The organism is Flagellimonas sp. B-3 (genome assembly GCF_056857835.1).
This window is the reverse complement of record NZ_JBSXNW010000009.1, coordinates 1-23,547: the sequence shown is the minus strand read 5'-3', so window position 1 is coordinate 23,547 and position 23,547 is coordinate 1. Positions and strand designations below refer to the sequence as shown.

Below are 23,547 nucleotides of genomic sequence, written 5' to 3'. Positions count from 1 at the left end.
CAAAGCAGAGCGAAAACAAAATCGGTTTCGATGATTTGAAGACGGACCAGATTTTTATGGTATCGACAACACCTCCTGCCCCTCAGCTGAAAGCTGTAAATTCTTCACTTGACCAAATCCTTCAAAAGAGATTCGGACTCCTGCAAGTTTACCAAAGTCGTCTGATAGGGTCGTTTCATAAACTTGCTTATTCGATATATATACTGAAAGTTGATTTGAAGTATTTACCACCTTTACCTTGGACCATACCCCACTCTGCGTGGAAATTGCCGATAAATCATTTTCCATACCGCTTACCACCAAACTTCCTAACTTCAAGTTATTCTTCGATACACAACCTGGCACACTAATCGGTATCCTTATAAACATTTTGGTTCCAAAGAGTATAAGCTTCCTAAACTCACAGGGGGTTTTACCGGATGAACCATCAAATTTCATATCAGCTTCAAAAACAAAGTCACGAAAGCTATGTTTTGGGTCGGGTAAGGCATTGTAATAATCCAATACGGTCCCGTCCTCTGTAGCTATAAACTCCTCCTTGAGAGTATCTGCTATCCTAAGTATTGTATCGGCTTGAAATTCATGCCGATGGAGATATCGTGGTGAGCTGCTACGCTTATCAGAAATTACCGCCATCCAACCATCCGTAGGTATAAAAAGATCACGCTCCTTTACCACCTTACCATTGACGCGTAATTTGGCTTTATAGTACCCCGGATACTCATAATAATGCGTAAACACGTTTTTTTTGGGATTTACTTTATGTCGTTTGGAAGGGTCCCAATCTTGTTGTATTTCCACCATTTCGGCGTTTATACCGGAAACATCATACTGAAAGACCACGGTGTTGGGCAGACCTACGTCCACCCTTCGGATTGAAAAGGCGACTTGTGAAGAATCTATTTCCGATTCTGGAAGTCCAATGAACGCCAGCACGCTAAGAATCCCAACCAAAACTAAAATTGAAAATACAAAAACAAGAAATCTTTTATTAATAAACCTCTGCTTGCTTTTTTTCCGTATTTCAGTATTTTTTTGGCAGAAGTCAGCAAAATTCTGATAGCCTAGGTACAATGCAATGGCATCCAAGGTAGCTGCCGAAGGGGTATTTTGGTAGGCCACCTTTCCAAGAAACCGCTTCAGGGTGGATATGCTCAACTGTATCGAAGTACGTTCAAAGATCAAATCGCTCAATTCCCTAAAATTTCGTGTACTCCATTGATCGACCTCTCCCCAACTCAAAAAATTAAGCAAATGGGCTTTCAAGCGGTCTATAGAGGTTTCATAATTTCCTTCCTTTTTCATTTGAGCAAAATTTTACGGCATAATTACCGTCACCAGAACTTATGCTAGTATTCTACTTGCCAGTCGCTAAAGGTAGCCATTCTATAAAAATTGATTTTTAAGATATTCCCAAATTATCTATCATCATTGAATTAAGCCAAATATTGTGTTCGATTAAAGGGTCCTCGATGGAAAAAATTTTAAAATAGTATTCTAAAAGTCAAAAAAAAAACAAAAACACCTGACCATAAGAGGCCTGGGCTTTTGTTTTAAAGGTGGTTTCCTTATTGTTGAAATACTATATGTCACTTATAGTTTGGGAAAGAATCAACTTGAACATAAAATGAACAATAATGAACAAATGTCTCATTCGGTAAAGATGGAAATTCGTAGAAAATATAAAATCATGAAACAATATTGCTTTACACTATTATTCCTTCTGGCCCTTGTAATGAATGCACAAGTTAGCGTACCCTTTGACTCCGAAAACTGGTCATTTTCCGAAAGGGAGCCCAAACGTTTCGAAAACATCAATGGAAAAGAGGCGCTCTATCTCAACGGTCACGCGATGTTGGAAAATGTTGTTTTTCAGGATGGAATTATCGAAATCGATTTTATGGCACAGAAGAAGCGAGCTTTTGCTGGTCTGCAATTTCGTGCACAAGGCGAGGGAGACAATGAAACCTTTTATGTCCGATTGCATAAATCAGGGTTCCCTGATGCCGTCCAATACAATCCCGAATACAACGGTGAACCCAATTGGCAACTTTATAGAGAGCATCAAGCGGTCGTAAACTTTGACCCAAGTACTTGGAATCATCTTAAAATCGTATTTCGGGGTTCCGTTCTCAAAGCGTATCTCAATGATAGTCCTGAACCCATATTGTCTGTAAGCCAGTTGAAGAGAAACGATAAGCAAGGTTATATCGGATTCTACAGTTTTCTAGGTGCTTATTTTGCCAATTTTACATATACCGCTTTTAGTGACACCACACCACTTGCGGATGTCAAAGATTATGCACCCGATGTGATTCAAGGTTGGGAATTAAGTGATAGCTACGATATTGCCCATATGGAGACAAACCGTTATCCGGATATATCGAAAATGGATTGGGAGTATTTTATGGCAGAGCCTTCCGGGCTGTTGCCCATAAATAAATATCGTTCCAAAACCAGTTCGGGTAATTTTGAACAAAATCCGGTCAATATCATTTGGGCGAGACATACCTTTACCTCCACTGATGATAGTTACAGAAAATTCTCATTTGATTTCAGTGATGATGTGGTTCTATACTTCAATGGAGTTAAACTTTTTGAGGGCATCAATGGCTTTAGGGCAAAAGGTCCCACGTTTCGGGGCGATATGCTGATTGATGGAAACGTATTGTACTTAAAGGCCAAAAAAGGCAAGAATGAAATTCTGGCGGCAGTTTCAGATAAAGCCAATGGTTGGGCCATAATGGGGAAAATGGAATAGTTAATTGGTCAATTACCCAATTGAATTCTTAAGTTCTTAAAGGACAATTGGGTAATTGAGCTCTTTTAAAAACCAAACCTTAACAAAGCAATGCCATAACATATAATTTATTTGGTTTGTACTCCTTCTTTAGGTTTAATTTGATTTGACCTGGAAAACGAATTACCATGTATAACAATTATATCCTTTAGAAACTTATATTGAATATCAACTCTCCAGCAGTACGTTTGAGCATCCAAGCCCTGTCAACTATCTTTAGTTAGATAAATGCATAAGGTTTAGTCACCAATATTTCTATCCTTTTTGAGACTTTACATTAGTCCTTTTAAAATCTCTTCTTTCCTTACAGAGTACAATTGAATAAGTTTTCCCTTTTTGTAAATGCCAAACTTATACGGTAACGACCCCAATTTTAATCGACGTTCTAGATCGCCAGCATAAACGAACCTAAAATCACAACTATTTTTGGCAATGAACTACTGAATATAACTGGGTTTATCCACCCAATCTGGAGAGGCTGCAAAATTCTCTAAGATTAAATTCTTCAAATGAATTTCAATTCTTGAAAAATAATGGCACCTATTTGTTATAATAGATTGATAAAGTACATCCCGCAAAAAATTGTGTTTTTTTATGGAATAGCATAATAAAATCAGTTTCTTAATAAAAAGATATGGCCCACATAGATTTGAAGAGCTTACCATCGAACAAAAAAACTGAGTCTTATAATGAAGGGATTTTAATTACATTGCCCCTTCCTACCGATTAACATCCAGCTTCACTGAAATATTCTCGTCTGCTAACAGCCATACTTATTAAGGTTTCCTATACTATATATCACATTCCACCATAAATATGTTGGGTTTTAATCCATCTTGTTGCAGTCAAAAATTTTTAAAAATGCTTTAATTACCCGGTTTTATCCGTTGACTTTATATGACATTACTTTTTGTAATGTTTCTGCTGCCAAATATGGAAATTCCAATAAAAACAATAATGCTGTATACACTGTAATTTGTGAACCAACTTATTAAGGATGGATTCTTTAAATCTAAATTAACGAAATTTGAAATGTTATAGGCATAGGGCATAAAAGGCGCGAATCTGGGACTTCTGAACAATATTAACCCAAGAATTATCATCACAATTCCAATCCCTATAGGAACGATAAAATTTTTGGTTTTATAACTTATAAAATACTGAATCGCAAGTATGCCCAAAGTCGTCAAGTAAGAACTGAAGAGCACCTTTACCATAAAAATCAAATTTGGCCTGTAGGATAAGAACCCATATTCAGGAAATACCAATGAGATGGCATAACCGGACAAGAGGACAAACACCAAAAAGAATAGATACGTTATAAATATCACAAGAGCGGCGATGAATAGCTTCCCATTATAAACCATAGATTTTGGGATTGGCAGGCTAAACAATTGCTTAAATCCCTCCGACCGATGCTCTATCTGAACGGTAAAGGTTGCAATCAATACAACAAAAAAAGTAATCAATGTTGGGGTCATGGTTAGTTGTCCAAAAAAAAACTTGTCCCAATGATTTCCAGTTATGTCCGGCAATAAACGTTTATGATCGACAATATAATGCACAAAATAAATGGCAGGGATAAATACAGAGCTTAAAACCATGATGGTCAGTAAGTATGAGTTTTTTAACTTGATCAGTTCATTGATGATGCTTTGGTAATATAATTGGAGCATTTTCATTTTTTTTCTGTTAATTTAAGGAACAAAGATTCCATGGAATTTTGGTTTACAAGTTGGTAAATCGGAATGTTGTTTTTACGGAGACAGTCAATGATTTCTGAAATATCACTTTTACTTTTTACCATAACCGAAACGGTGTCAGCATTTTTAACTTTTGTGGCATACTGTATGCCCTCCAACAACCCAATCGTCTTCAGATTTTGACCGGTTTCGATATCGATTTGGTATTGCTCATCAAGCTTCTTTCTTAAACTATCCAAAGGGCCTTGAAATAGCATTTTTCCATTCTTCGCTATGATTCCTACATGAGTACAGGTTTTTTCAATTTCAGTCAACAAATGGCTGGAAATAAAAATGGTAACCCCCTTATTTTTATTCAAATCAATGATTAGTTTACGGATATCAACAATCCCCTTGGGATCGAGGCCATTGGTTGGCTCGTCCAATATCAGTAATTTCGGTTCGTCCAATAATGCAATTGCTATTCCTAACCGTTGTTTCATCCCCAAAGAATACGTTTTTACTTTATTGAAGGTTGCCTCTTCCAACCCGACCATTCGTAAAATCTCAACAATTCGATCCTTTTCCGTTGACTTACCTCTGTACCTTAAAATAATTTGCAGATTATCATAAGCGCTGAGATGAGTGTACAACGAGGGATTCTCAATAAGGGCACCAATCCGTCGCAATGAAGAAATTCTGTTTTTCTTAAAAGCGTTATTAAAAAAGGAAATAGTGCCTGATTTAGAGCGTATCAGACCTAAAATAAGCCTGATGGTCGTGGTTTTACCCGAACCATTTGGTCCAAGAAACCCATAAATTGAACCTTTAGGTACAGCTATATTTAGGTCACTGATACCATTTGAGCTTCCTTTATAGGTGAAGCTCACGTTTTTGGTCTCCAATACGTTGGTTTTCATCTAGTTTTATTTTTATCACGGATGAGTTGAATTCAGACCATGGCTTCGATTTTTTATTCCAAGAATCAATGCCAATAAAAAAGAGAGTATACTTCCTCCAAGAGCAACATATACAGCGAATCCGGGCAATTTTAATCCCCTTAGCATGGAAAAAAGAATGAGCCCGCACACTAAACCAACAACATAAATCGCTCTTTCGAACATACTCTTTATGACCGGTTTATTTAAAACGATTGGTTTTGAAGCTACATCGTAAAGAAACAAATAACGTAGCCTATCCCAATGCCAAAAGACCAACCATAGACTGGCCAAGGTAATACCACTCGCTATCACAACGGTCAATCCAAAATCATATGAAATGGTAATCAAAAGAATATTTGAAGCGATGGCCAAAAATAAAATTGCACCCAGTGCTGAAGTTCGATAGAATAGGATAAGTAGCCCGGAAAGAAGCTGTACAAAACCAATGAATTGCCAGTAAATCCCTGATTGATAAAGTGATTCGAAAAGAATAAGAGGCGAACCTTCTTCTGGAATACCCGTTGTGAACCTTCTTCCCATCAATTTAACTGCTCCTGTAGGAATGAAAGCAATCGCCAATAATATTCTTACGCCCAATGTAAAACGTATGAGCAGGCCTTTTTTCCGCGCCCAGAATAACGTCCTTACTAAAAAAGTGTCCATGATTGAATTATTTAGGTTAAAAAGTTTTAATTAGCTGCTCTTATTTGTTTAACAAATCGCAATTCTGGTCAAACTATCGAGAGGATAATCTGCATTATTAGTTGGTTTACTGTTGGTTTCAGTCAATTGAAAATAAGAGAACAGAATACTATTGTTTTACTGAGTCTAGTATGAACAGTTAAAAAATGGAGCCGTTTTATACGTTTTTGTTGTTCCATAAATTAGTTGGTTATTACTGCAGATCCGATGCCCTAAGCGAAAGCTCAATCCTATACTTGTTGCTATCCGGATTAGGCAGTATGTTTATAGGTGGACGAATAGTCGATGAATTTGTTACAGGTGAAGTGGACCTGAAAGGTGGTACTAAAGACTTCATGAATGGTTTAGGAAATCAGGTTAGGCATAGATAAACCGTAAGGAAATAAAAGTTGACCGAAGGGATCCCTCATCTGTAATTGATTGACAAAATAAAATATGCTCAATTACTTGTTAAAAAGAAGTGAATTTTTGAAACCTTGACATTCTAATATTTAAATTCCACCTGTTTTTCAGAAATGTTTAAGAAAATGAAAGCCAAATGCCTAATTATTTCAATCCTTGCTATTTGTATTGACAATTATACGATTTCGGCCCAACAATGGAATTTGGAACCAGGCATAGGTCTGGGTGTTAAAATTCCCTCCGACTGGGATGACAGAAGAGGTGGTTTTGGGATTCGCCTGGGTCTATCATACGACTTTGCGAACAACTGGTCTGTCGGAGCAGGATATGAAACATATGGAACCGGAAATTTTTGGTCTGAGGAATTACCTACCGAAAGTGAAGGCAATATGGATATTTTTGAATTTAATCAAACCAACTCCAATCTATGGATGGTGCACACCAGATACTTTTTAGACACCAAAAATTCCGACACTGCCTTCTTGTTTGGTATTGCAATGGGTATACAAAACTTCAAACGGGAAATAAATGTGAATGACACCGAAAGACTTTCCCTATCCAAATTTACGGTTGCTCCAGAGCTAGGATTTGGTTTGAATGATTTCATCATTGCTTTTAGATGGTATCCCAAGCAAAAAATATCCGGTTTAGAAATAGTTGACCTAAATGATGGTAGAAGAAAAGTATTCGAACCCGTAAGCTTCTCTCTTATCACATTGCAAATCACCTATAGTCTTCAACTTTCAAAAAATACTAAAAATCCAAACCAATTGAACTCTCGTTAATGGAATTGAGCTTGATTGAAAACCGAATGCCATGATAACTAATCACAAAATCATTCATGACCCATCCAAAGTGTCATACTTGTTTGAAATATTCTTTGAATATGTACGTCAATTGGTAGCGATCCCTGAAAGAGACCAGGAGACTTGTCGCAGGCTATTTACACCAGTTTTTGTAGAAAAAGGCACTATCCTAGAAAAAGAAGGAACCTTACACAAACATCACAACTTTATTGTTTCTGGACACATGCGGATGTTTCATCACAACGAAGAGGGGAAACAAATAACAACTGACATAAACAATGGTCCACGTTTTTTTACATCGTACTATCATTTTATAAACCAGACCATATCCAACGAAAACTTACATTGCATTACTGATTGCGAGCTATTGCGGGTCAGTAGAGATGGTGTAGATATGGCATCCAATATAGGTATCACTTCACAAGAATATACTGAGAAGGTACTTCGATATCATTTGCAAGCAATCAAACAAAGAACAATTGACCTGACCACACTAACTGGAAAAGAGCGTTACCTGAAACTCATGCGTACACATCCCTCGATTGTTCAAAATGTACCATTAAACTACATCGCTTCCTATTTAGGGCTTAATGCGGGCAGTTTAAGCCGTATTCGACAAGAATTATAAAACCTATTTTTTTCACAAATGTGAACTCGAATAATCCAATAAATCGCGACTTTCATCAAATAAATAGACAAACAAAAAAGGTGTGTTGTTCCTATTAGTAAATGAGTACAATTCGCCTCTGAACAATAATTTGATCCAAATTATCAGTGCAATACCTGTATGTTAAACTTAATTTCAAGTATATGCCACCTCAGCCTCTTGACTTCATTAAGATTATTGAAGACAATCATGATTTACTAACTATTTTGCCATGAAAAATTTTATCACATTATTGGTCCTACTTATGCTAATTATTTCCTGTAATGACGACAATGAATCGGTCATATCTGCAACCAACCTCAATGTCAGTTCCAATGCTTTCGAATCCATACGTGGGAAATGGGAATTGGTAAGCCTTGATTCCCAAAAAATGGATGCGACGATAGTACCCCCGACAACCGTTACATTGGAATTTGAATCGGACCTCAATGAAGAATTAAAGTTCTTTCTAGGTGGAAATGCCAGTTGCAACCAATATGGTGGCGAACTTTTAAAGTTGGACAATAATACCATTGATTTTGTTCAATTATATGCAACCGAAGCGTTATGTCCAGAACCGAGTTGGAACGAATTTGAAGCTGTCTATTTTAGCATGCTTTTCAATAGTACGGAATATTCCCTATCCAGTGAAAGCCTCACATTAGCCAACGATAGGGAAACTCTTTTGTTCACCAAAGCCAAAGAGTGAAGACTCTTGTACCCGACCATATCCCATGTGGTCATTTCGTTGACAGGGGTTTCTCTTTCAGAAACCCCTGTTTTATTAAACAGCATTTTCTTATAAAGTTTTTAACTTTATGTTGGAGTATCTATATGGTCACTGTGCAGTTTGTTCGGCCTTTTAATGTAGTAAATTGATTTACAAAGTTTAAAGCCTATCCAACTTGGTTCGAATTCGATTGAATTAGTGATTGAAATCCTCCATACACCATCATTTTTGCATCAAAAACCAATCTTTTAGGCTCGACTAGGGAAATGACCAATTCCGCCATTCTCGAATCAATGGGAACTTTTTTGTTTGCTTCATCATGAACAGTTCTGGATGGAAAAACTACCCTCAAAATACGATACCCTCGTCATCTGCCAAAATCCATAAATTCAATAAAGACCGTGTTCCTTCCAGTTCAAAAAAGATAATATAACTAAGTCATTTTCATTTGGGTTTAATGAATTAACCGGAATCTAAGATGTTTCACGAAAGGGAAATTAAGGCACCTTCTCAACATAGAATTCAAATACTGTAAAACTTCTTTAATAGGTATTCATTTTTTGAATCACCTACTGAATTTGACTTTTCCAAAGCAACACATGTCAATGCGGAAAACACCTCTTATAATACTTATTTCCATTTAAGATAATATCAGGCTTATGGTTTAAATCAGTTATAAATTCCAAGGCAGTCAAATCGGTTATCAGTTCAAAAACCATTAACCACACCAAAAGACATTACTTAACAAATGTGAAGTCTTAGGTTTCTATAAACTTCGATATTGCATGAATCACAAAGGTATGATGTGAAAGACTTTAAGTAATAAACAAAGCTAGTCTCGTATTCCTTCAGGATAAAAACAGAAAAGACTCAAAGATTAGATTATGAATATTGTTTTAAAATTAAGAACTAAACTGATTTTGACAGCTGCTGCCACTTTGTTAATGTCAATAATGCTCTTGTTGGAATACTTGCGGGGTGGTATTAATTCGTACCATCCTTTGGGCAACAAAGACCTACCTATGATATCAAATTGGTTGGGGCTGTTAACTATTCCACTATTTAGCTGGCTCTCACTTTCCAATTTACAAATGCGTAACAAAGGTGAAAACAATAAACAAAAACCAATCTCAAAATCGCAATTCTATGGCTTTATTGGCGGAGTTTTATTTGGTATCATTACGACCATCTTCTTTTATGCCAAGCTTGGTTTAAATAGTCACCTTCTCATAGCTAGCTTTGTCTTAGCACTGTTTTTACCTATTTATAGAGCCGAATACTATTTTGGTTATGTCATAGGTATGATTTATGGTTTTGGAGGTGTACTTCCAATCCTATTCGGGGGAGTTTCCATCCTTATCTACTTTGTTGAATACAAACTCATTCGTAGGGGTGTTCTGTTTATTCTTAAAAAAATCAAATCGTAAAAAGTACGGTTGCCATAACGCAAAGCATGCACTCATTTTACTCATCTTCTGCAACGTAACCCGATGCCCAATTCAATTAAAAATCAAAAAAACGACACCATGTTAAATATATTTGTAAGTATTCATATTATCGCAGGAACCATTGCTCTGCTCTCCGGAACTATCGCAATGATATTCAAAAAAGGAGGCCGCTACCATCGGAAATCCGGTAATGCTTTTTTTGTTTCCATGCTGATTATGGGAGCAACTGCAGCGGGACTAGCTATTTATGTATCTAAACCGCTATCAGTGGTCGGTGGAGTTTTGGCATGTTATCTTGTCGCAACATCTTGGATAACAGCCATTCAGAAAGAGGGAGAAGCTGGAGTATTTGAAAAGATTGCGATGTTTGTAGCGCTAATGACAACAGTATTTGCCTATTATATCGGAGTAAAAGTGCTTAAAAGTGAAACACCTATTTACGAAGGATCAAGTGCCTCCCCTGGCCCCTATTTTTTCTTCGGCTCAATTGCCCTACTAGCTGCCATATTTGATATGAAGGTAATAAGGTCAGGCGGTGCTTTTGGTAAACATCGCATTTTGCGTCACCTCTGGCGAATGTGTTTTGCGTTTTTCATTGCGGCGGCATCGTTGTTTCTTGGACAACCACAAGTATTTCCGAAAGCTATACGAGGTACATTAATCCTTTTTTTACCGGTACTTCTTGTCCTAGTATCCCTGATTTACTGGCTGATTCGCGTTCAATTTAGAAAGCGGCCTAAAACGATATGATAGGAACACCATTAACAACTATCTTTCTTAGACGAGCGATTAGAATAGTAAACTGTTAAATCCAACTATGGGTCGCTTTAGACATTAATTTAATCAAGTAATAAATAAAGCATGAATATAATCCTAAATGCTAAAACAAAACTTTTCATTATTTCAGCAATCATTCTTTTTATTTTAGCGATTCTTTTACTGGAGCATTCTCGTGGCGGTGTGGTTTCCCATCACCTATTGGCCAATGAAAATCTTCCAAAAATATCCAATTGGTGGGGGTTGCTAACAATTCCAATAATTAGCTGGTTTATATTGTTAATTATACAAAGAGGTGGTACTAATAATCAACAAAAACGGGTATCAAAAACACAAGTTTATGGCTTTATCTCGTCATTTTTGTTCGGTATTGTTTTGACTATTCTGTTTTATAGCAGGTTGGGTTTTCATAACTATATTTTGCTGCTTTCATTTGCCTTAGCACTATTTATACCAATCTATAAGGCAGAATATTATTTAGGCTTTATCTTGAGCATGGCTTGCGGCTTTGGGGGCATACTACCTGTTGTGTTTGGACTTGTTCTGATAGCTATTTATGCACTAGAGTACAAATTGATTCGCAACGGTTTTCTGTTTCTCAAAAATGTTATTTCAAAACGAATATTAATTATACTCTCCTTAGTATTCATTACAATTTCTTGTGACAATCGTAAAAAACAATCTATCAGTCCTGTAAAAATCGGAGATAAAATAAATATTTCTGATTATGATTTAGTAAATGTTAAAAACGGTAAAATAGAAAAGAACAAATTGTTGCTATTAGATTTTTGGGCGACTTGGTGTGGTCCCTGCATTGCGTCGTTTCCTCATTTAGAGAAATTACAAGAAAAATATAAAAATGATTTACAAATAATTGCAATCAGTGATGAAAACGTAGATGTTGTAAATGATTTTTTAGCTAAAAAGACCTACGAACTTAAATTTTTGAATGATGTTGACAAACAATTATTTAAAAAATTTGCTGTAACCAATAGACCTACAAGGTGTCTTATCTCAAAAGATGGAGAATTTATTTGGGTAGGAAACTCTAAAGATTTTGAAAAGGTATTAATAGAGTATTTAGATTTTGGCCAAATCTCAGAGCCGAATATTACAGAGTTTAACAAAGCCTATTATAACCTGGATTCTATCACTGAAAAAAAAATAGAATTTGATAATTATCAACTATCCGAAGGCAAAAACCCCAAATTATATTTCGCAAAAAATCAGAAGAATGAAGACGATTTAATTGATATTACATATGTATCTGTGCCTGTTACCGACGTTATTATGGATTTTTTAGAAATAAAAGATTTAAGTTTAATTAATAATAAACCTGAACTTGATACCATTCTTCTGAACATTAAAGCAAAAAGTGGATTCTTGACGTATGGACAAGGAAAAACTAAAATTTTAAATGATATTCAAAATGTATACAACTTCAATATTAAAACCAAAAGTAAAAACACCGATGTATACATCCTCAAGATTATAAACCCTAATCTATTAGAAAAACATTTTGAAAATATTGAAGGTGGTGGTATGGTAGAAAGAAAATCTGGACAACATATAGTCACACGCCTAAGCTTGAAACAACTAGCATCATACCTTCAAAATAGATTAAAAATCCATATTCAATTTGAAGGCGAAAATGATTCTAAATATAATTTCGTTTTTGATGATTTTGAAAATTTAGAATCCTTGAAACCTCAATTTGACAAAATTGGAATTGGTCTCTCCAAGCTCTCTCGAGATGTGAAATATTTCGAAATTAATTAAGAAAATATGAACCTAGTCTTATAATGCAGCGAAATGATTAAAATTATAAGCCAACTAAATAACATATCGGAAAATATAAATCAAACGTAAAAGTAAGTTTCTTTAAGACTGCAATTGTTCAGTTTATACCAATGGCTATCCTCCTACAAACACAAACAAAGGGGAAAGACAACATTATTTTAAGGAAACCTACACCATGAAGATGTTAGGCATTTTTAGAATCAATTTTGTGGATGATTAAGTAACCAAACTGATCTAAAACAGAAAAAAATATATTTGAACACATCATATGCTTGAGGTATTTCAAAGCTTATAAGAATTCTGATTGCCCTCAAGAATTAGAAAGTAAAATGAAAAAACCATTTCTTACACTCATAATCCTTTTCACATTAACCATCCAAAGTTATAGTCAGCACAACTTAAATCTAAGAAAAAAAATAGATAGCATCATACAAAATAAAAAAGCAGTAGTAGGTGTGGCAATTAATGGGCTGAACATTCAAGACTCGATAAGTATCAATGGGGACAAACACTTCCCAATGCAAAGCGTTTTTAAGTTTCCCATTGCATTAACCATATTATCTGAAATTGATAAAGGTAATCTTTCGCTTGACCAAGAAATAGAAATCACTAAAAATGACCTGCTACCCGGATTATGGAGTCCCATTCAAGAAAAACATCCAAAAGGAACCGTTCTTACATTAGCTGAAATCATACATTACACGGTAGCACTAAGCGATAATGTGGGCTGTGATGTTTTGCTAAAACTTCTCGAAGGTCCACAGACTGTTGAGCAATATTTTTCGAGTCTTGGTTTTAAAGATTTTGCAGTCAAAATTAATGAAGAGACGATGCAAAACAATTGGGAATTACAATTTTTAAATTGGACAACACCAAAAGAGGCCAATAAAATACTGATATCATACTATGAAAACAAAAATGAACTACTGTCCAAAGAAAGCTACAATTTTATATGGAATGTAATGAAAAGCACCAAAACAGGGAAAAATAGATTAAAAGGGCAATTACCTAAAGAAATAACCGCTGCACACAAAACGGGCTGGTCCGGGAAACATAAAGAAACAGGAGTAACAGCTGCAGTTAACGACATTGGAATAGTATTTCTTCCAAATGGGGACTATTACACCATAAGCGTGTTTATCACTTCATCTTCGGAAAGCCTTGAAACCAATGAAAAAATTATAGCTGATATCTCAAGAGCATCTTGGGATTATTTTATGAACAAGTAGTCTTTGGTATTGTTTGCTAATTGAAAGCCAACAAGTAAACCAAAACTTTACATAATTAATAACAAGTCAAAGGCAAGCTATGTCTTGGAGACCAAGAACTTTTTTTTGGGATTGTGAATTTCGGCTTAGAAAATGATAAAAAATTAGGTTTTGGAATGGAAAAGACTAAATAAGCTTCGCTTTTTATCCAACAAAATGTAATATCTACCGTAGAATCTTTTCTTGAAATAATTCTTTCCTAACTAATTCCAATAGTTGTCAGAGCCGATAAATCCTCTTTTTATAATTCAATGCCATGATAAATTTCGATTTTCATTCCATAAAACTGAAAGTAAACCAAATACCACAAACCATGAAATCGTAAACATCCCAATTATCAGAAGTAGGTAAGGCTACAACCAAAGTGATATAAAAGTTCTTCTTTGATCTCTGCTTTGTAAAATCCAATAGCAAAGAATCTAAACACAGATGGAAATGATTCTTTTACATTGGGAATCCAATCAATCGTTTTTTGGTTCAATATAATCCAGATTGAGTATAAGGGTTTCTCCGTTTGAAAATATGTGAGTCGTGAGCATATAAATTTCTTGTGGTAGTTGTAGTAACGATTCAACACCTTAAATCATGGTTCTAAAATATCTTAAACAAAAAGATAGCTATACACTACTGAGTATGTTTGTTTCGTGCTACTTCCATGGATTATGAACTTCTCCAGTTTCGTTATTGATATTACTTGCTAAGCCCGCCGTCCCTCCTTTTTTGGTAGGCAAAACAACAACATCCCTTCCTGTAGCCGGCATAAAGCCAGACCCCTCCCCTCGGAGGGGTTTCTTTTTTATACGGCTCCCACAGCAAGGGATGCTGTACCCCATTTAGCATCAAAAAAAGGTGACAGCGATGGCGCTACTGGAAGTAAATCAAATACCACAAAACATGAAATCGTACACATCCTATTTATCGGAAGCAGCACAAAACCATCAAAAAAAGGAAGACGCTCCAGATACCATAAGTAAATCAACTGCCTGCGGCTTTTTGTCAATGGGTCCTTGGAATGGGGTTCGATTTTTCAAAGATGAGTTCAATTATTTTCTAACCGCCCGTTTTGGGCATAAATCCTTTCAATCATGAGCAATTTCAGAAATCATGTACAGTTAATCGGAAATGTGGGGGAAGACCCCAAGATCACCCTCCTCGACGGAGGACGTAAAGTGGCACGTTTTCCCATGGCCACCAATGAGTACTACACCAACAACCAAGGGGAAAAAATCCAGAACACCGACTGGCACCAGGTCGTGGCCTGGGGCAAGACCGCCGATATCCTCGAGAAGTACACCGCCAAGGGCAGCGAGATCGGCGTGCAAGGGAAGATCAAGACCCGTTCCTATACCACAGAGGACGGGAACCAGCGCTATGTGACCGAAATCGTGGCCGATGAAGTGCTGCTATTGGGCTCCAAAGCTGCCCAAGAGGACAGTGAACCAAAGACCCCTCGGTCCAAGACCTCTAAGACATCCGCCAAAAAGGATGCCTAGCACCCAAGGGGTGCCCCTAGGGCATCCCTACTTTTCTTTTTTGTTCAATTCAAATTCAATTCCCATGGAAACAAACATCCAACACCTCAAAAAACAGCTAAACCAGTTTTGCGGCTCGCAACAGATTTTTACCCTTCCCCTCTGCCGGACACGGTACACCGAGGGCATCCAATTCCTTGCCCAGTCCGCCAATGCCTTTTGGCTGCTGACAGACGCCTCCGTGATGGGCAAGAGCCTCAGGGACAAAAGCCGATTTATTACCATCGACTTTAAACGCTATTCCCCATCCGAAGTGGAAACCCATGGCTATGATGCCGCAATCACCTATACCGATGGCAATGGTACCGTACTAGCCTTACAGCAGTACCATTTCACGGATTTTCCCTTGGAACAGATCCGACTCTTTTTTGTGGATAATACCCTGCTATTGCCCTCCGAATACTAAAATGGTCGAGGGGATGCCCAAACAACCCTTTGGAACATCCCCTCTATCATTTTCCCTTACTCATTAATCCAATTTTCAGAAAAATGACAGCTAAAGTTAACGAAATAAAAATCAGTTACCGGGAGAAAACCAAAATGGCCGATGCGCCCCAATTGACCTCTTCCCGGGATGTGGCCGCACTATTGCACGCCAATTGGGATGCCGATACACTGGCCCTCAAAGAATCCTTTAAGATCCTTTTGCTCAACAACTCCAATCGGGTCAAGGGCATCTATCAGGTGTCCGATGGGGGCATCACGGGTACCGTGGTGGACCTGCGTATCCTCTTCGCCGTGGTCCTCAAGACTACTTCTACTGGAATTTGTCTTGCCCATAACCACCCCTCGGGGAACCTCAAGCCCAGTCAGCCCGATAAACAGCTGACCCAAAAGATCAAACGGGCTGCTGCACTCTTCGATATCAAAGTGCTCGATCACGTCATTATCGTACCCAATGGCGACTACTTCAGTTTCGCAGATAATGGCATGCTGTGAGTTATCCAATCAAGACAGCCATTTTATAAGCTAAAACTTGATAGCCATCCCATTGGGGTGGCTTTTTTGGTCCTATGAATTACCGTTTCCGCATTAAAATACAACTCGTTTTTTATCATCTTTTCCGTCTGTTTTTCCAATGGTGTTGATAATACGGTGAGACAATACACCTACCTAAATCATCTCTTCCTATTTAAAAGAAATCCACCCTTTTTTAATATTTGCTGCAAACTCCATAATTCCACCTGCTGCACCTTCTTAAAATTTTATCCCTTTTTCGTTCAACAGCCCGTGCGCAATACCTTTAACTAGGCGATGATTTTTGTGCTGCGCACAGAAAAGAATAGCAAGAGGACAACACGGCCAGCCGGTGTTGCATACATTGATTTTAAAATAACACACTGTTTTACAGTGGTTTATTATCGAAAAGATTTTTAAACATGGGCCTTGGGAGGCCCCGATTTGCGGCAAATGCCCGCGAACCCCTTATAAACAGGCACGGATTTGCGGCAAATCCAAATCAAAAACTACCATGGGGACTGAAAGTTTTAGTAACATACGCTTCAAAAAGGACACCGCCAAACGGTTCCAGTCCTTCTCGCGCATGTACTACAAGACCCATTCACTGGCCCTATCTGGGATGCTCGATTTTTTCAAGTACAATGAAATCTCCCCCCATGAAAACCTGGGCAAGCGCATTGGGTTGATAATGGACTTCCTCCAAAAGTTCCGCGACTTTACCGCCAAACGCAACAATGCCACCATCGCTATCATCAAGGACCTTGAAAAGCATGGTATCATGCCCACCAAGGCGATGATGGAACTGCTCTTTGAAGGGGGACCTACCTCCTCAACTCAAAAGTCTGGCGATATCCCCGAGGGCGAATTGGTCATCCCTGAAATCCAAGTCATGGACCTTGATACCGAGTTTGCTCTGCTCGAAGAACGCAAACAACGCCAACTGCTGGAACAGGAACTGGCTCAGCTTAAAACTCTAATCAACGAGCAGCTCCTTAATCGAGTCAAGATCATCCGACCTCCTCTCGGGGCTCCCCGTCTTCAATTGGAGATGACCCTCTCCGAATGGAAAACATTTCAAGAACATTTTAAAACACCATAGCTATGTACATCACCATCACACGACAACATCTCGGGGAAACCTTTTCCCAAAGCGCAGCAGACTTTGTGGACTATCTCGAAAAGGAAAACAAGGAACTCGCTCCCGAACAACAGGAACCTTTTTTTAATCAAACCCAGGACCATATCGACCCTAAAACAGTGGTCCAAGAAATCGATGCCAATACGGACCGCCTCAAACAAAACGAGCCCAAATTCTACTCCCTGACCATCAATCCCAGCCAGCGGGAACTGGCCGCCATCCAAAATGACCCCGAAAAGCTAAAAGCCTATGTTCGGGAGGTGATGAAGGATTATGCAGCTTCTTTCTATCGTAAAGAACAAGTCCAAGTGGAGCAGTTAAAATATTTTGCGAAGATCGAAAAGGAACGAACCTATTCAGGAAGGGACAGAGAGATTCGGGAAAACCGCCCGTATCGCGCACAGATTGCCAAACTCCAGAACGACCTGGCCAAGGTCAACCGTGGGGCGCTTCAAGGGAATCCAAAACACATCCAACGGGACATTGACCGGCTTTACAAACAGATGCCCCATAAATTGGATGGTAAACCCATCGAAGAGGGAATCCAAAAACCGGGTTCCCAAACCCATGTGCATATCGTGATGAGCCGGAAGGATGTCACCAATACCTACAGTCTGTCCCCAGGGAGCAGTTATCGGGAATCCGAGGCTAAGCTCCATGGGCAGACCGTGAAACGAGGATTTCGTAGGGATGAATTTTTTGAAAAGGCCGAAAAGACCTTTGACCGGATGTTCAAATACAACCGCAACTATGTGGAATCCTATAATGCCCGAAAGACACTCGACAAGGACCCAAAGGCCTATTTCTCCAAAATCATGGGACTGCCCGCCTCCAAAAGGGCCATGGCCCTCAAATTGCTGTCCAAGACAGGGACCAAAGTACCCCTGCCCAAGATTCCGACCAGCAAGGTAGCCATCGCCCGGAAGACCATCGCCCGATTGCAAAAGGCCGCAGCCCTCGCTAGAAAGGCCAGTTCTATTGAAATCTAATGGTTACACCTATGGGATACTTAGATTCCGTTGATGCCTTTTTCACTTACCATTGGTGGCTACTGTACCTACCTTTGGGATTGGGCATGCTGCTGTTCCAGTATGTCCAACGATGGGGTGTTCTGATAGTACTGGGGTTGTTTCTATTGGAAGGTGCCTTAGTTGTTTATTTCTTGGGATGGGGAATTATAGTACCCTTACTATTGTATGCCTTGCTCCCTTCGCTGTTCCTAAATATGCTTATCGGATTGATGTTTTATATACGTGAGGACGAAGCCACCATACCCCCGAAATACAAGGCTCGACTACCCCTCCGCAGTGGTGCCTTGACCCTTAAAAACATTCGGCGGGGGATTTCCATAATAGGTTCAGCGGGAAGTGGGAAAACAGAATCCGTGGTCTATGGCCTATTGCAGCATTTTCAGAAGCATGGGTTCTGTGGGGTCATCCACGATTACAAACATTTTGAGATTACCGAATTGGCCTATCCCCTCTTCCATGACCAAGGCATTCCTTTTCATATCGTGTCCTTTGATACCATCCATAAACGGGTGAATCCCATAGCGCCCAGATACCTGCCCGATGAGGAAAGCGTGAACGAGGTCTCCCGGGTCCTACTGGAAAACCTGCTTGAACAACGGGAGTCGGTGGCCCAGGGTTCCTCCAAGTTCTTTAACGATGCTGTCGAGGGACTGCTGGGAGGGTTGATCTGGATGCTTCGCACCCATCACCCCAAACACTGTACCCTCCCCCACCTTATCGCAGTATATCAACTCTTGGAACCAGAGCATCTCATCCAATGGCTGAGCCAAGATCTCGTGGCCAAGGCGATGGCCGACGCCTTTATTGCAGGCAGGGCCTCCCAACGGCAGACCGCCGGGGTACTTTCCACGCTGGCCAACGCTCTAAAGAAAATATCGACCCAACGGATATTCATGGCCCTCTCCGCTGATGAAGTGGACTTGGATATCAATAACCCGGAGCATCCTGCCATCTTATCCATTGTCAATCATCCCAAATTTGAAACGGCCTACTCCCCCATCATTGCCACCATTCTCCATACCGTTATCAAACAGATGAGCCTTCGGGGGCAACATTCGTCCTTCGTATTGATGGAAGAGGCCCCGACCATTCGCCTGCTCAACATGCACCGGATCCCGGCCACCCTTCGTAGCTACGATATCACCACAGTCTACGTGATGCAGGACAAGGCCCAGAACGATATGATGTACGGCGATAAGGCCAGTAGGGCCATTCTCTCCAACCTGTCCTATCAGTTTTTTGGTAAGGCGAATGACCCGGATACCGCCTACTATTATGAACGTTTTTTTGAACTGGTCAAAAAGCCCATACGAAGCGTGAGCAAGAAAGCGGATTTTATGGCGTCAGACACCCGGATCACCAACATTGAACGGGAAGTAGGCAAGGTGCGGTCCGAGGAGTTCTTTCGATTGCGACAAGGGGAATTCATCGCCTTTTCGGATGGGAAGGACAGAAAGATACGGTTTCCGGTGCCCAAGGTCGAGCGGAATTTGCCAAAGTCCACATATCCTTCAAACAGCCCTGAAATTGCCGCCAATTTTCAACGCATACATTTGGAGGTAAAGGGTTTGTTTCAATAGCAATAAACCCCAATAAGCTTTACTTCTTGTAAAAGTAAGCTTACGATAATCTTGAAACTATCTATGTTTTCTTAAGCCACCGTTTTATTAAACTTTCATTGTAAAACGAGTCCATTGATTCTAACGAGTTTACTTTTTCCGTACACTTAATTGGTTTCCCATTTATACCCTTTATTACCCCTATGTTGAATTTCGATTTTTATGGATAGGTTGACTGTTTTTCCCTCCCTACACCTTTAAATCAATTTTTTATAAAAGGAAAATTCCTACATTTATAAATATCCTTATGAAAATTGGACTGAATAGGATGCCAAATACTAGTACAAATAAGTTGTTTCTAATTTCCAAAATGAAATATACAATCATTATTCTCATAATGATAATTGTTGCATGTGAGGACAAAAAAGCAACTCCTCAAAATGAAAAAATAGGTGGTTTTATATTCGATGGCCCTTCAAAACCTCCTATCAAGGTGGATATGGTTAGTAAAATGAAAGATTTTAATGCTAATTGGATGGCAATAACACCAGAAGCTTTCACATACCATCAAGATTTATCAGTTCAAACATTTCATGATTCTGGTAATTGGTATAGCGAAACTTATGAAGGGTCTATTGTAACATCAAACTTAGCCAAAGAAATGGGTTTAAAAGTTATGCTTAAACCTCATTTGACATTTTTGGATGATCTTTCAGAATTTAAGGAACCAAAAGTTGATTTCAGTAATCAAACGGAATTCAATAGATATGTAGAAAAACGGAAAGAGTATATTAATAGTCTTCAAAGAAAAACCAAAGGAACATGGCGAGGAGATTTTGATGTAATAAATGAATCGGAATGGCCAATATGGGAAAATCAACATTCCAAATTTATTCTAGATTGCGCAAAAATTGCAGATTCACTTGAATTGGACATGCTATGCATTGGAACAGAGCTTAGTATATCTGCCATCAAAAGGGAGAACTATTGGCGAAATCTTATAAAGCAGGTACGAGAAATCTATCCTGGACCTCTTACTTTTTCTGCAAACTGGAACAATTATTCCAATATTAAATTTTGGGATGATTTAGATTATATCGGGATAAGTGCTTATTTCCCATTAAGTGAGGTTCAAGACGCTTCGAATTCGCAAATCAAACAGAATTGGCAATCTTACTTTGAGAAAATTAAGAGTCTGTCATCGAAATTCAACAAACCGATTCTTTTTACAGAGTATGGGTATCCTTCTGGCCCAACAGCTGCTCAAAAACCATGGAGAGATTCGAAAAACTTTCCAGAATTTCATGAATTGCAATATAATCTTTACAAGGTATTGTATAATCAATTCTGGAATGAAAGTTGGTTTGCAGGTGGCTTTATTTGGAAATGGAAATATACCAATACAGGTGAATCAACTGCCTATTCCCCGCAAGGAAAGAGAGCCGAAGAAATAATAAAACAATGGTACAAACAGAAAAAATAACATAAAATGCAACATTTCTATTTCATACCAATATTGAGTTTGTCAATCTTTAGCTGTTTTAAAGGAAAGTTCAAATAAACGATGAGGCAAGAGATACGGCAATTGAGTAATGAAATTATTGATGAGTTTTTCAATAATGTGAGGTTGCCACATGAAATTGAGTCATTAGGTGTATATGATGCCAAGGAAATTATTCAAGAGTTTTTAGAAAATAATGAATTTGGACTAGCCATTGATCATCTTGAATATTTTATTAAAGAATGTAATTTGAAATTAAATCCTTCTCAATTATCAAGGATGGATCTAATATCGGAAAAGTTCAAATAAACGATAAACCTTGAATAAAATCAATTGAAAACAGAAAAGGAAAAATTTGAATTTGTTTATGTCGAGAATGACGGAACAGTACGTGAATTGGATGAAGAAGAAATCGATTATCTGGAAACTGAATTTGAACCCACAGATGGTGCTAGACCTTATGTTAAAAGTAGTTATGACCAATTAACACCTGACAATAAAATATTGGGATTTCTGCATAGAAGCAAAGTCCCAAAGGATATTGAAATAATTAATACTGATTTAAGGTATTTAGAAACGAGATTTCCTATTAGCATTTATGCTTCTGGTAAAGCAATTGAATTACCAGTTGGAGTTTATAGTATAAAAGTTCTTGGTGGTTGGGATGTCTCTGTTGGCGACTTTTCTATTGAATTAAAAAACAAAGAAAATGGAAAGGTAATCAGTCCAAAAGTAACAAAGTTGCGAATTCAATCGTATGAATTTGGCCAAAGGGCCAAAAAAATAATGACTCTGGATATTGTTGAGAGAGGTGTTTTTTTTATTGAATTCAAAAACCAAAAAGATTTGAAAGTAAGACCTTCAAATTTATTTATAACGAGGCTATTCGAAAAGGAAATCCCTAATGAACGATTGAACATTTGGATCGGCTAAAAACAAAAAACAATATACAAATGGCTCCCGTGAATAGTATAGAATAACAAAGTTCAAATAAACGATGAGAATCATAGATAAAGTAAAGGAAGTTGTTAAAGAGTTCAGTGAACATTTTGATAAAATCGAAGCTGAGTTTAACAGACAAAATGACTTTTTTAAATCGTTAATGAATAAGGACCATGATATTATCGGGCAGGTCTTAAAGTATCATCTTATAGTGGAACATTATTTGAACAACTACCTTGCATTTAAAATTCCTGAGATCGATATATCGGAAGCAAGATTGACCTTTGCGCAAAAAGCTAAATTGCTATCACAAAAAGATGTAAGGGCAGCATTTGTAAAACCTGGAATAATCGAATTAAATACAATAAGGAACAAGTTCAGCCATAATTTGGATGCTGAGCTTTCAAAAAAGGAACTAAAGCAAATGGTACAAGTTCTTAGCATTTCTAGACAAGGTGTGGAATATGACGACCCTATAAAGGTTATTAATGATTTTTCAACGGTCGCTTGTACCTTCCTAATTGTGCATCCAGAAGAAATTGATTTGTTATGGGAAGAAATTTTCAAAGCCATGCAGAATCATGAAGGTTAATATGATATGGAAAAAAGTTCAAATAAACGATGTGGATTATTTAAAATTGAAAATGAGCAAATCTGAGAACATCAATATTCCTTTGATAATAGGAGCAGTATTGATAATTACCGCATTTGTACCAGTGCCTCAAATAATTATGCTCTATGGTGGATAGGGCGGTCAATGTATACCACCTGCGGCGGATGAAAGTGAGCAGTGCAAATCAAGTGCACGAGATCGACTCATTTTGGTGCTGAAGTTAACGTTTATTTTTAATTTTTTTTCTCATTGATTCCCCTTTTATGTCC

Annotated in this window: 23 protein-coding genes; 19 read left to right on the top strand and 4 right to left on the bottom strand. The window is 38.1% G+C overall.

What is annotated here, in order from left to right; translation table 11 throughout:
* Positions 1-54: 54 nt before the first annotated feature.
* Positions 55-1,305 (bottom strand): hypothetical protein, encoded by a 1,251-nt coding sequence (locus AC13CS_RS00605; RefSeq protein WP_421812359.1) that lies wholly within the window; start codon positions 1,303-1,305, stop codon positions 55-57.
* A 385-nt stretch (positions 1,306-1,690) separates the two neighbouring features.
* Here AC13CS_RS00605 and AC13CS_RS00600 point away from each other — a divergent pair, with 385 nt between their 5' ends.
* On the top strand, positions 1,691-2,761 hold the full coding sequence (locus tag AC13CS_RS00600) for a 3-keto-alpha-glucoside-1,2-lyase-like domain-containing protein (protein ID WP_421812360.1): 1,071 nt from the start codon (positions 1,691-1,693) through the stop codon (positions 2,759-2,761).
* A gap of 932 nt (positions 2,762-3,693) precedes the next feature.
* On the opposite strand, the gene AC13CS_RS00595 is transcribed toward AC13CS_RS00600, so the two are convergent.
* The 3 genes from AC13CS_RS00595 to AC13CS_RS00585 are packed head-to-tail and all read right to left on the bottom strand — an operon-like array spanning position 3,694 to position 6,086.
* On the bottom strand, positions 3,694-4,476 hold the full coding sequence (locus tag AC13CS_RS00595; RefSeq protein WP_482888273.1) for an ABC transporter permease: 783 nt from the start codon (positions 4,474-4,476) through the stop codon (positions 3,694-3,696).
* Positions 4,477-4,478: 2 nt separating this feature from the next.
* Complete coding sequence (locus AC13CS_RS00590; RefSeq protein ID WP_421812362.1) at positions 4,479-5,402, bottom strand: ABC transporter ATP-binding protein; 924 nt, start codon at positions 5,400-5,402, stop codon at positions 4,479-4,481.
* Between the two features lie 15 nt (positions 5,403-5,417).
* A complete protein-coding gene (locus AC13CS_RS00585) occupies positions 5,418-6,086 on the bottom strand; it encodes a hypothetical protein (RefSeq protein ID WP_421812363.1) in 669 nt (222 codons plus the stop codon).
* Between the two features lie 566 nt (positions 6,087-6,652).
* On the opposite strand from AC13CS_RS00585, the gene AC13CS_RS00580 reads away from it, so the two are divergent.
* The 18 genes from AC13CS_RS00580 to AC13CS_RS00495 all read left to right on the top strand — a co-directional run bounded on the left by AC13CS_RS00580 (position 6,653) and on the right by AC13CS_RS00495 (position 23,257).
* A complete protein-coding gene (locus tag AC13CS_RS00580) occupies positions 6,653-7,312 on the top strand; it encodes an outer membrane protein (RefSeq protein ID WP_293294671.1) in 660 nt (219 codons plus the stop codon).
* Positions 7,313-7,343: 31 nt separating this feature from the next.
* A complete protein-coding gene (locus AC13CS_RS00575) occupies positions 7,344-7,961 on the top strand; it encodes a Crp/Fnr family transcriptional regulator (RefSeq protein ID WP_421812364.1) in 618 nt (205 codons plus the stop codon).
* 250 nt (positions 7,962-8,211) lie between these two features.
* On the top strand, positions 8,212-8,688 hold the full coding sequence (locus AC13CS_RS00570; protein ID WP_293294667.1) for an META domain-containing protein: 477 nt from the start codon (positions 8,212-8,214) through the stop codon (positions 8,686-8,688).
* 905 nt (positions 8,689-9,593) lie between these two features.
* Positions 9,594-10,136: a site-specific integrase gene (locus AC13CS_RS00565; RefSeq protein WP_293294665.1), complete on the top strand. Its 543-nt coding sequence runs from the start codon at positions 9,594-9,596 to the stop codon at positions 10,134-10,136.
* A gap of 99 nt (positions 10,137-10,235) precedes the next feature.
* Positions 10,236-10,907, top strand: a complete 672-nt coding sequence (locus AC13CS_RS00560) for a hypothetical protein (protein WP_482888272.1) — start codon at positions 10,236-10,238, stop codon at positions 10,905-10,907.
* A 111-nt stretch (positions 10,908-11,018) separates the two neighbouring features.
* Entirely contained in the window at positions 11,019-12,713 is a 1,695-nt protein-coding gene (locus tag AC13CS_RS00555; protein WP_482888271.1) for a TlpA family protein disulfide reductase, read from the top strand.
* A gap of 350 nt (positions 12,714-13,063) precedes the next feature.
* Positions 13,064-13,963 (top strand): class A beta-lactamase, subclass A2, encoded by a 900-nt coding sequence (gene bla, locus AC13CS_RS00550; protein WP_421813749.1) that lies wholly within the window; start codon positions 13,064-13,066, stop codon positions 13,961-13,963.
* Between the two features lie 897 nt (positions 13,964-14,860).
* On the top strand, positions 14,861-15,091 hold the full coding sequence (locus tag AC13CS_RS00545) for a hypothetical protein (protein WP_293294657.1): 231 nt from the start codon (positions 14,861-14,863) through the stop codon (positions 15,089-15,091).
* Positions 15,088-15,495 carry a single-stranded DNA-binding protein gene (locus AC13CS_RS00540; RefSeq protein ID WP_293294655.1) on the top strand — a complete coding sequence of 136 codons (408 nt, stop codon included), beginning with the start codon at positions 15,088-15,090 and terminating at the stop codon, positions 15,493-15,495. The genes AC13CS_RS00545 and AC13CS_RS00540 overlap by 4 nt, the downstream gene beginning before the upstream one ends.
* A gap of 64 nt (positions 15,496-15,559) precedes the next feature.
* Positions 15,560-15,940 carry a DUF6876 family protein gene (locus AC13CS_RS00535; protein WP_293294653.1) on the top strand — a complete coding sequence of 127 codons (381 nt, stop codon included), beginning with the start codon at positions 15,560-15,562 and terminating at the stop codon, positions 15,938-15,940.
* Between the two features lie 83 nt (positions 15,941-16,023).
* Positions 16,024-16,473 carry a JAB domain-containing protein gene (locus AC13CS_RS00530; protein WP_293294651.1) on the top strand — a complete coding sequence of 150 codons (450 nt, stop codon included), beginning with the start codon at positions 16,024-16,026 and terminating at the stop codon, positions 16,471-16,473.
* 532 nt (positions 16,474-17,005) lie between these two features.
* Complete coding sequence (locus AC13CS_RS00525) at positions 17,006-17,593, top strand: BfmA/BtgA family mobilization protein (RefSeq protein ID WP_482888270.1); 588 nt, start codon at positions 17,006-17,008, stop codon at positions 17,591-17,593.
* 2 nt (positions 17,594-17,595) lie between these two features.
* Positions 17,596-18,621 carry a MobB family relaxase gene (gene mobB / locus AC13CS_RS00520; RefSeq protein WP_482888269.1) on the top strand — a complete coding sequence of 342 codons (1,026 nt, stop codon included), beginning with the start codon at positions 17,596-17,598 and terminating at the stop codon, positions 18,619-18,621.
* 11 nt (positions 18,622-18,632) lie between these two features.
* Positions 18,633-20,243, top strand: coding sequence for a type IV secretory system conjugative DNA transfer family protein (locus AC13CS_RS00515; protein WP_482888268.1), 1,611 nt, complete (start codon positions 18,633-18,635; stop codon positions 20,241-20,243).
* 349 nt (positions 20,244-20,592) lie between these two features.
* Positions 20,593-21,705: a glycoside hydrolase family 113 gene (locus AC13CS_RS00510; protein WP_482888267.1), complete on the top strand. Its 1,113-nt coding sequence runs from the start codon at positions 20,593-20,595 to the stop codon at positions 21,703-21,705.
* Between the two features lie 81 nt (positions 21,706-21,786).
* Positions 21,787-22,032: a hypothetical protein gene (locus AC13CS_RS00505; RefSeq protein ID WP_421808763.1), complete on the top strand. Its 246-nt coding sequence runs from the start codon at positions 21,787-21,789 to the stop codon at positions 22,030-22,032.
* Positions 22,033-22,056: 24 nt separating this feature from the next.
* Complete coding sequence (locus AC13CS_RS00500) at positions 22,057-22,656, top strand: hypothetical protein (RefSeq protein WP_482888266.1); 600 nt, start codon at positions 22,057-22,059, stop codon at positions 22,654-22,656.
* A 64-nt stretch (positions 22,657-22,720) separates the two neighbouring features.
* The gene (locus AC13CS_RS00495; protein WP_482888265.1) at positions 22,721-23,257 is read left to right on the top strand and encodes a hypothetical protein; all 537 of its coding nucleotides are present in this window, start codon (positions 22,721-22,723) and stop codon (positions 23,255-23,257) included.
* The last annotated feature ends 290 nt before the right edge of the window (positions 23,258-23,547 follow it).

Bases quoted from the DNA above. Each gene is read 5' to 3' on its own strand.
- AC13CS_RS00605 (WP_421812359.1), bottom strand. From the start codon at position 1,305: ATGAAAAAGGAAGGAAATTATGAAACCTCTATAGACCGCTTGAAAGCC.
- AC13CS_RS00600 (WP_421812360.1), top strand. From the start codon at position 1,691: ATGAAACAATATTGCTTTACACTATTATTCCTTCTGGCCCTTGTAATG.
- AC13CS_RS00595 (WP_482888273.1), bottom strand. From the start codon at position 4,476: ATGCTCCAATTATATTACCAAAGCATCATCAATGAACTGATCAAGTTA.
- AC13CS_RS00590 (WP_421812362.1), bottom strand. From the start codon at position 5,402: ATGAAAACCAACGTATTGGAGACCAAAAACGTGAGCTTCACCTATAAA.
- AC13CS_RS00585 (WP_421812363.1), bottom strand. From the start codon at position 6,086: ATGGACACTTTTTTAGTAAGGACGTTATTCTGGGCGCGGAAAAAAGGC.
- AC13CS_RS00580 (WP_293294671.1), top strand. From the start codon at position 6,653: ATGAAAGCCAAATGCCTAATTATTTCAATCCTTGCTATTTGTATTGAC.
- AC13CS_RS00575 (WP_421812364.1), top strand. From the start codon at position 7,344: ATGATAACTAATCACAAAATCATTCATGACCCATCCAAAGTGTCATAC.
- AC13CS_RS00570 (WP_293294667.1), top strand. From the start codon at position 8,212: ATGAAAAATTTTATCACATTATTGGTCCTACTTATGCTAATTATTTCC.
- AC13CS_RS00565 (WP_293294665.1), top strand. From the start codon at position 9,594: ATGAATATTGTTTTAAAATTAAGAACTAAACTGATTTTGACAGCTGCT.
- AC13CS_RS00560 (WP_482888272.1), top strand. From the start codon at position 10,236: ATGTTAAATATATTTGTAAGTATTCATATTATCGCAGGAACCATTGCT.
- AC13CS_RS00555 (WP_482888271.1), top strand. From the start codon at position 11,019: ATGAATATAATCCTAAATGCTAAAACAAAACTTTTCATTATTTCAGCA.
- bla (WP_421813749.1), top strand. From the start codon at position 13,064: ATGAAAAAACCATTTCTTACACTCATAATCCTTTTCACATTAACCATC.
- AC13CS_RS00545 (WP_293294657.1), top strand. From the start codon at position 14,861: ATGGCGCTACTGGAAGTAAATCAAATACCACAAAACATGAAATCGTAC.
- AC13CS_RS00540 (WP_293294655.1), top strand. From the start codon at position 15,088: ATGAGCAATTTCAGAAATCATGTACAGTTAATCGGAAATGTGGGGGAA.
- AC13CS_RS00535 (WP_293294653.1), top strand. From the start codon at position 15,560: ATGGAAACAAACATCCAACACCTCAAAAAACAGCTAAACCAGTTTTGC.
- AC13CS_RS00530 (WP_293294651.1), top strand. From the start codon at position 16,024: ATGACAGCTAAAGTTAACGAAATAAAAATCAGTTACCGGGAGAAAACC.
- AC13CS_RS00525 (WP_482888270.1), top strand. From the start codon at position 17,006: ATGGGGACTGAAAGTTTTAGTAACATACGCTTCAAAAAGGACACCGCC.
- mobB (WP_482888269.1), top strand. From the start codon at position 17,596: ATGTACATCACCATCACACGACAACATCTCGGGGAAACCTTTTCCCAA.
- AC13CS_RS00515 (WP_482888268.1), top strand. From the start codon at position 18,633: ATGGGATACTTAGATTCCGTTGATGCCTTTTTCACTTACCATTGGTGG.
- AC13CS_RS00510 (WP_482888267.1), top strand. From the start codon at position 20,593: ATGAAATATACAATCATTATTCTCATAATGATAATTGTTGCATGTGAG.
- AC13CS_RS00505 (WP_421808763.1), top strand. From the start codon at position 21,787: ATGAGGCAAGAGATACGGCAATTGAGTAATGAAATTATTGATGAGTTT.
- AC13CS_RS00495 (WP_482888265.1), top strand. From the start codon at position 22,721: ATGAGAATCATAGATAAAGTAAAGGAAGTTGTTAAAGAGTTCAGTGAA.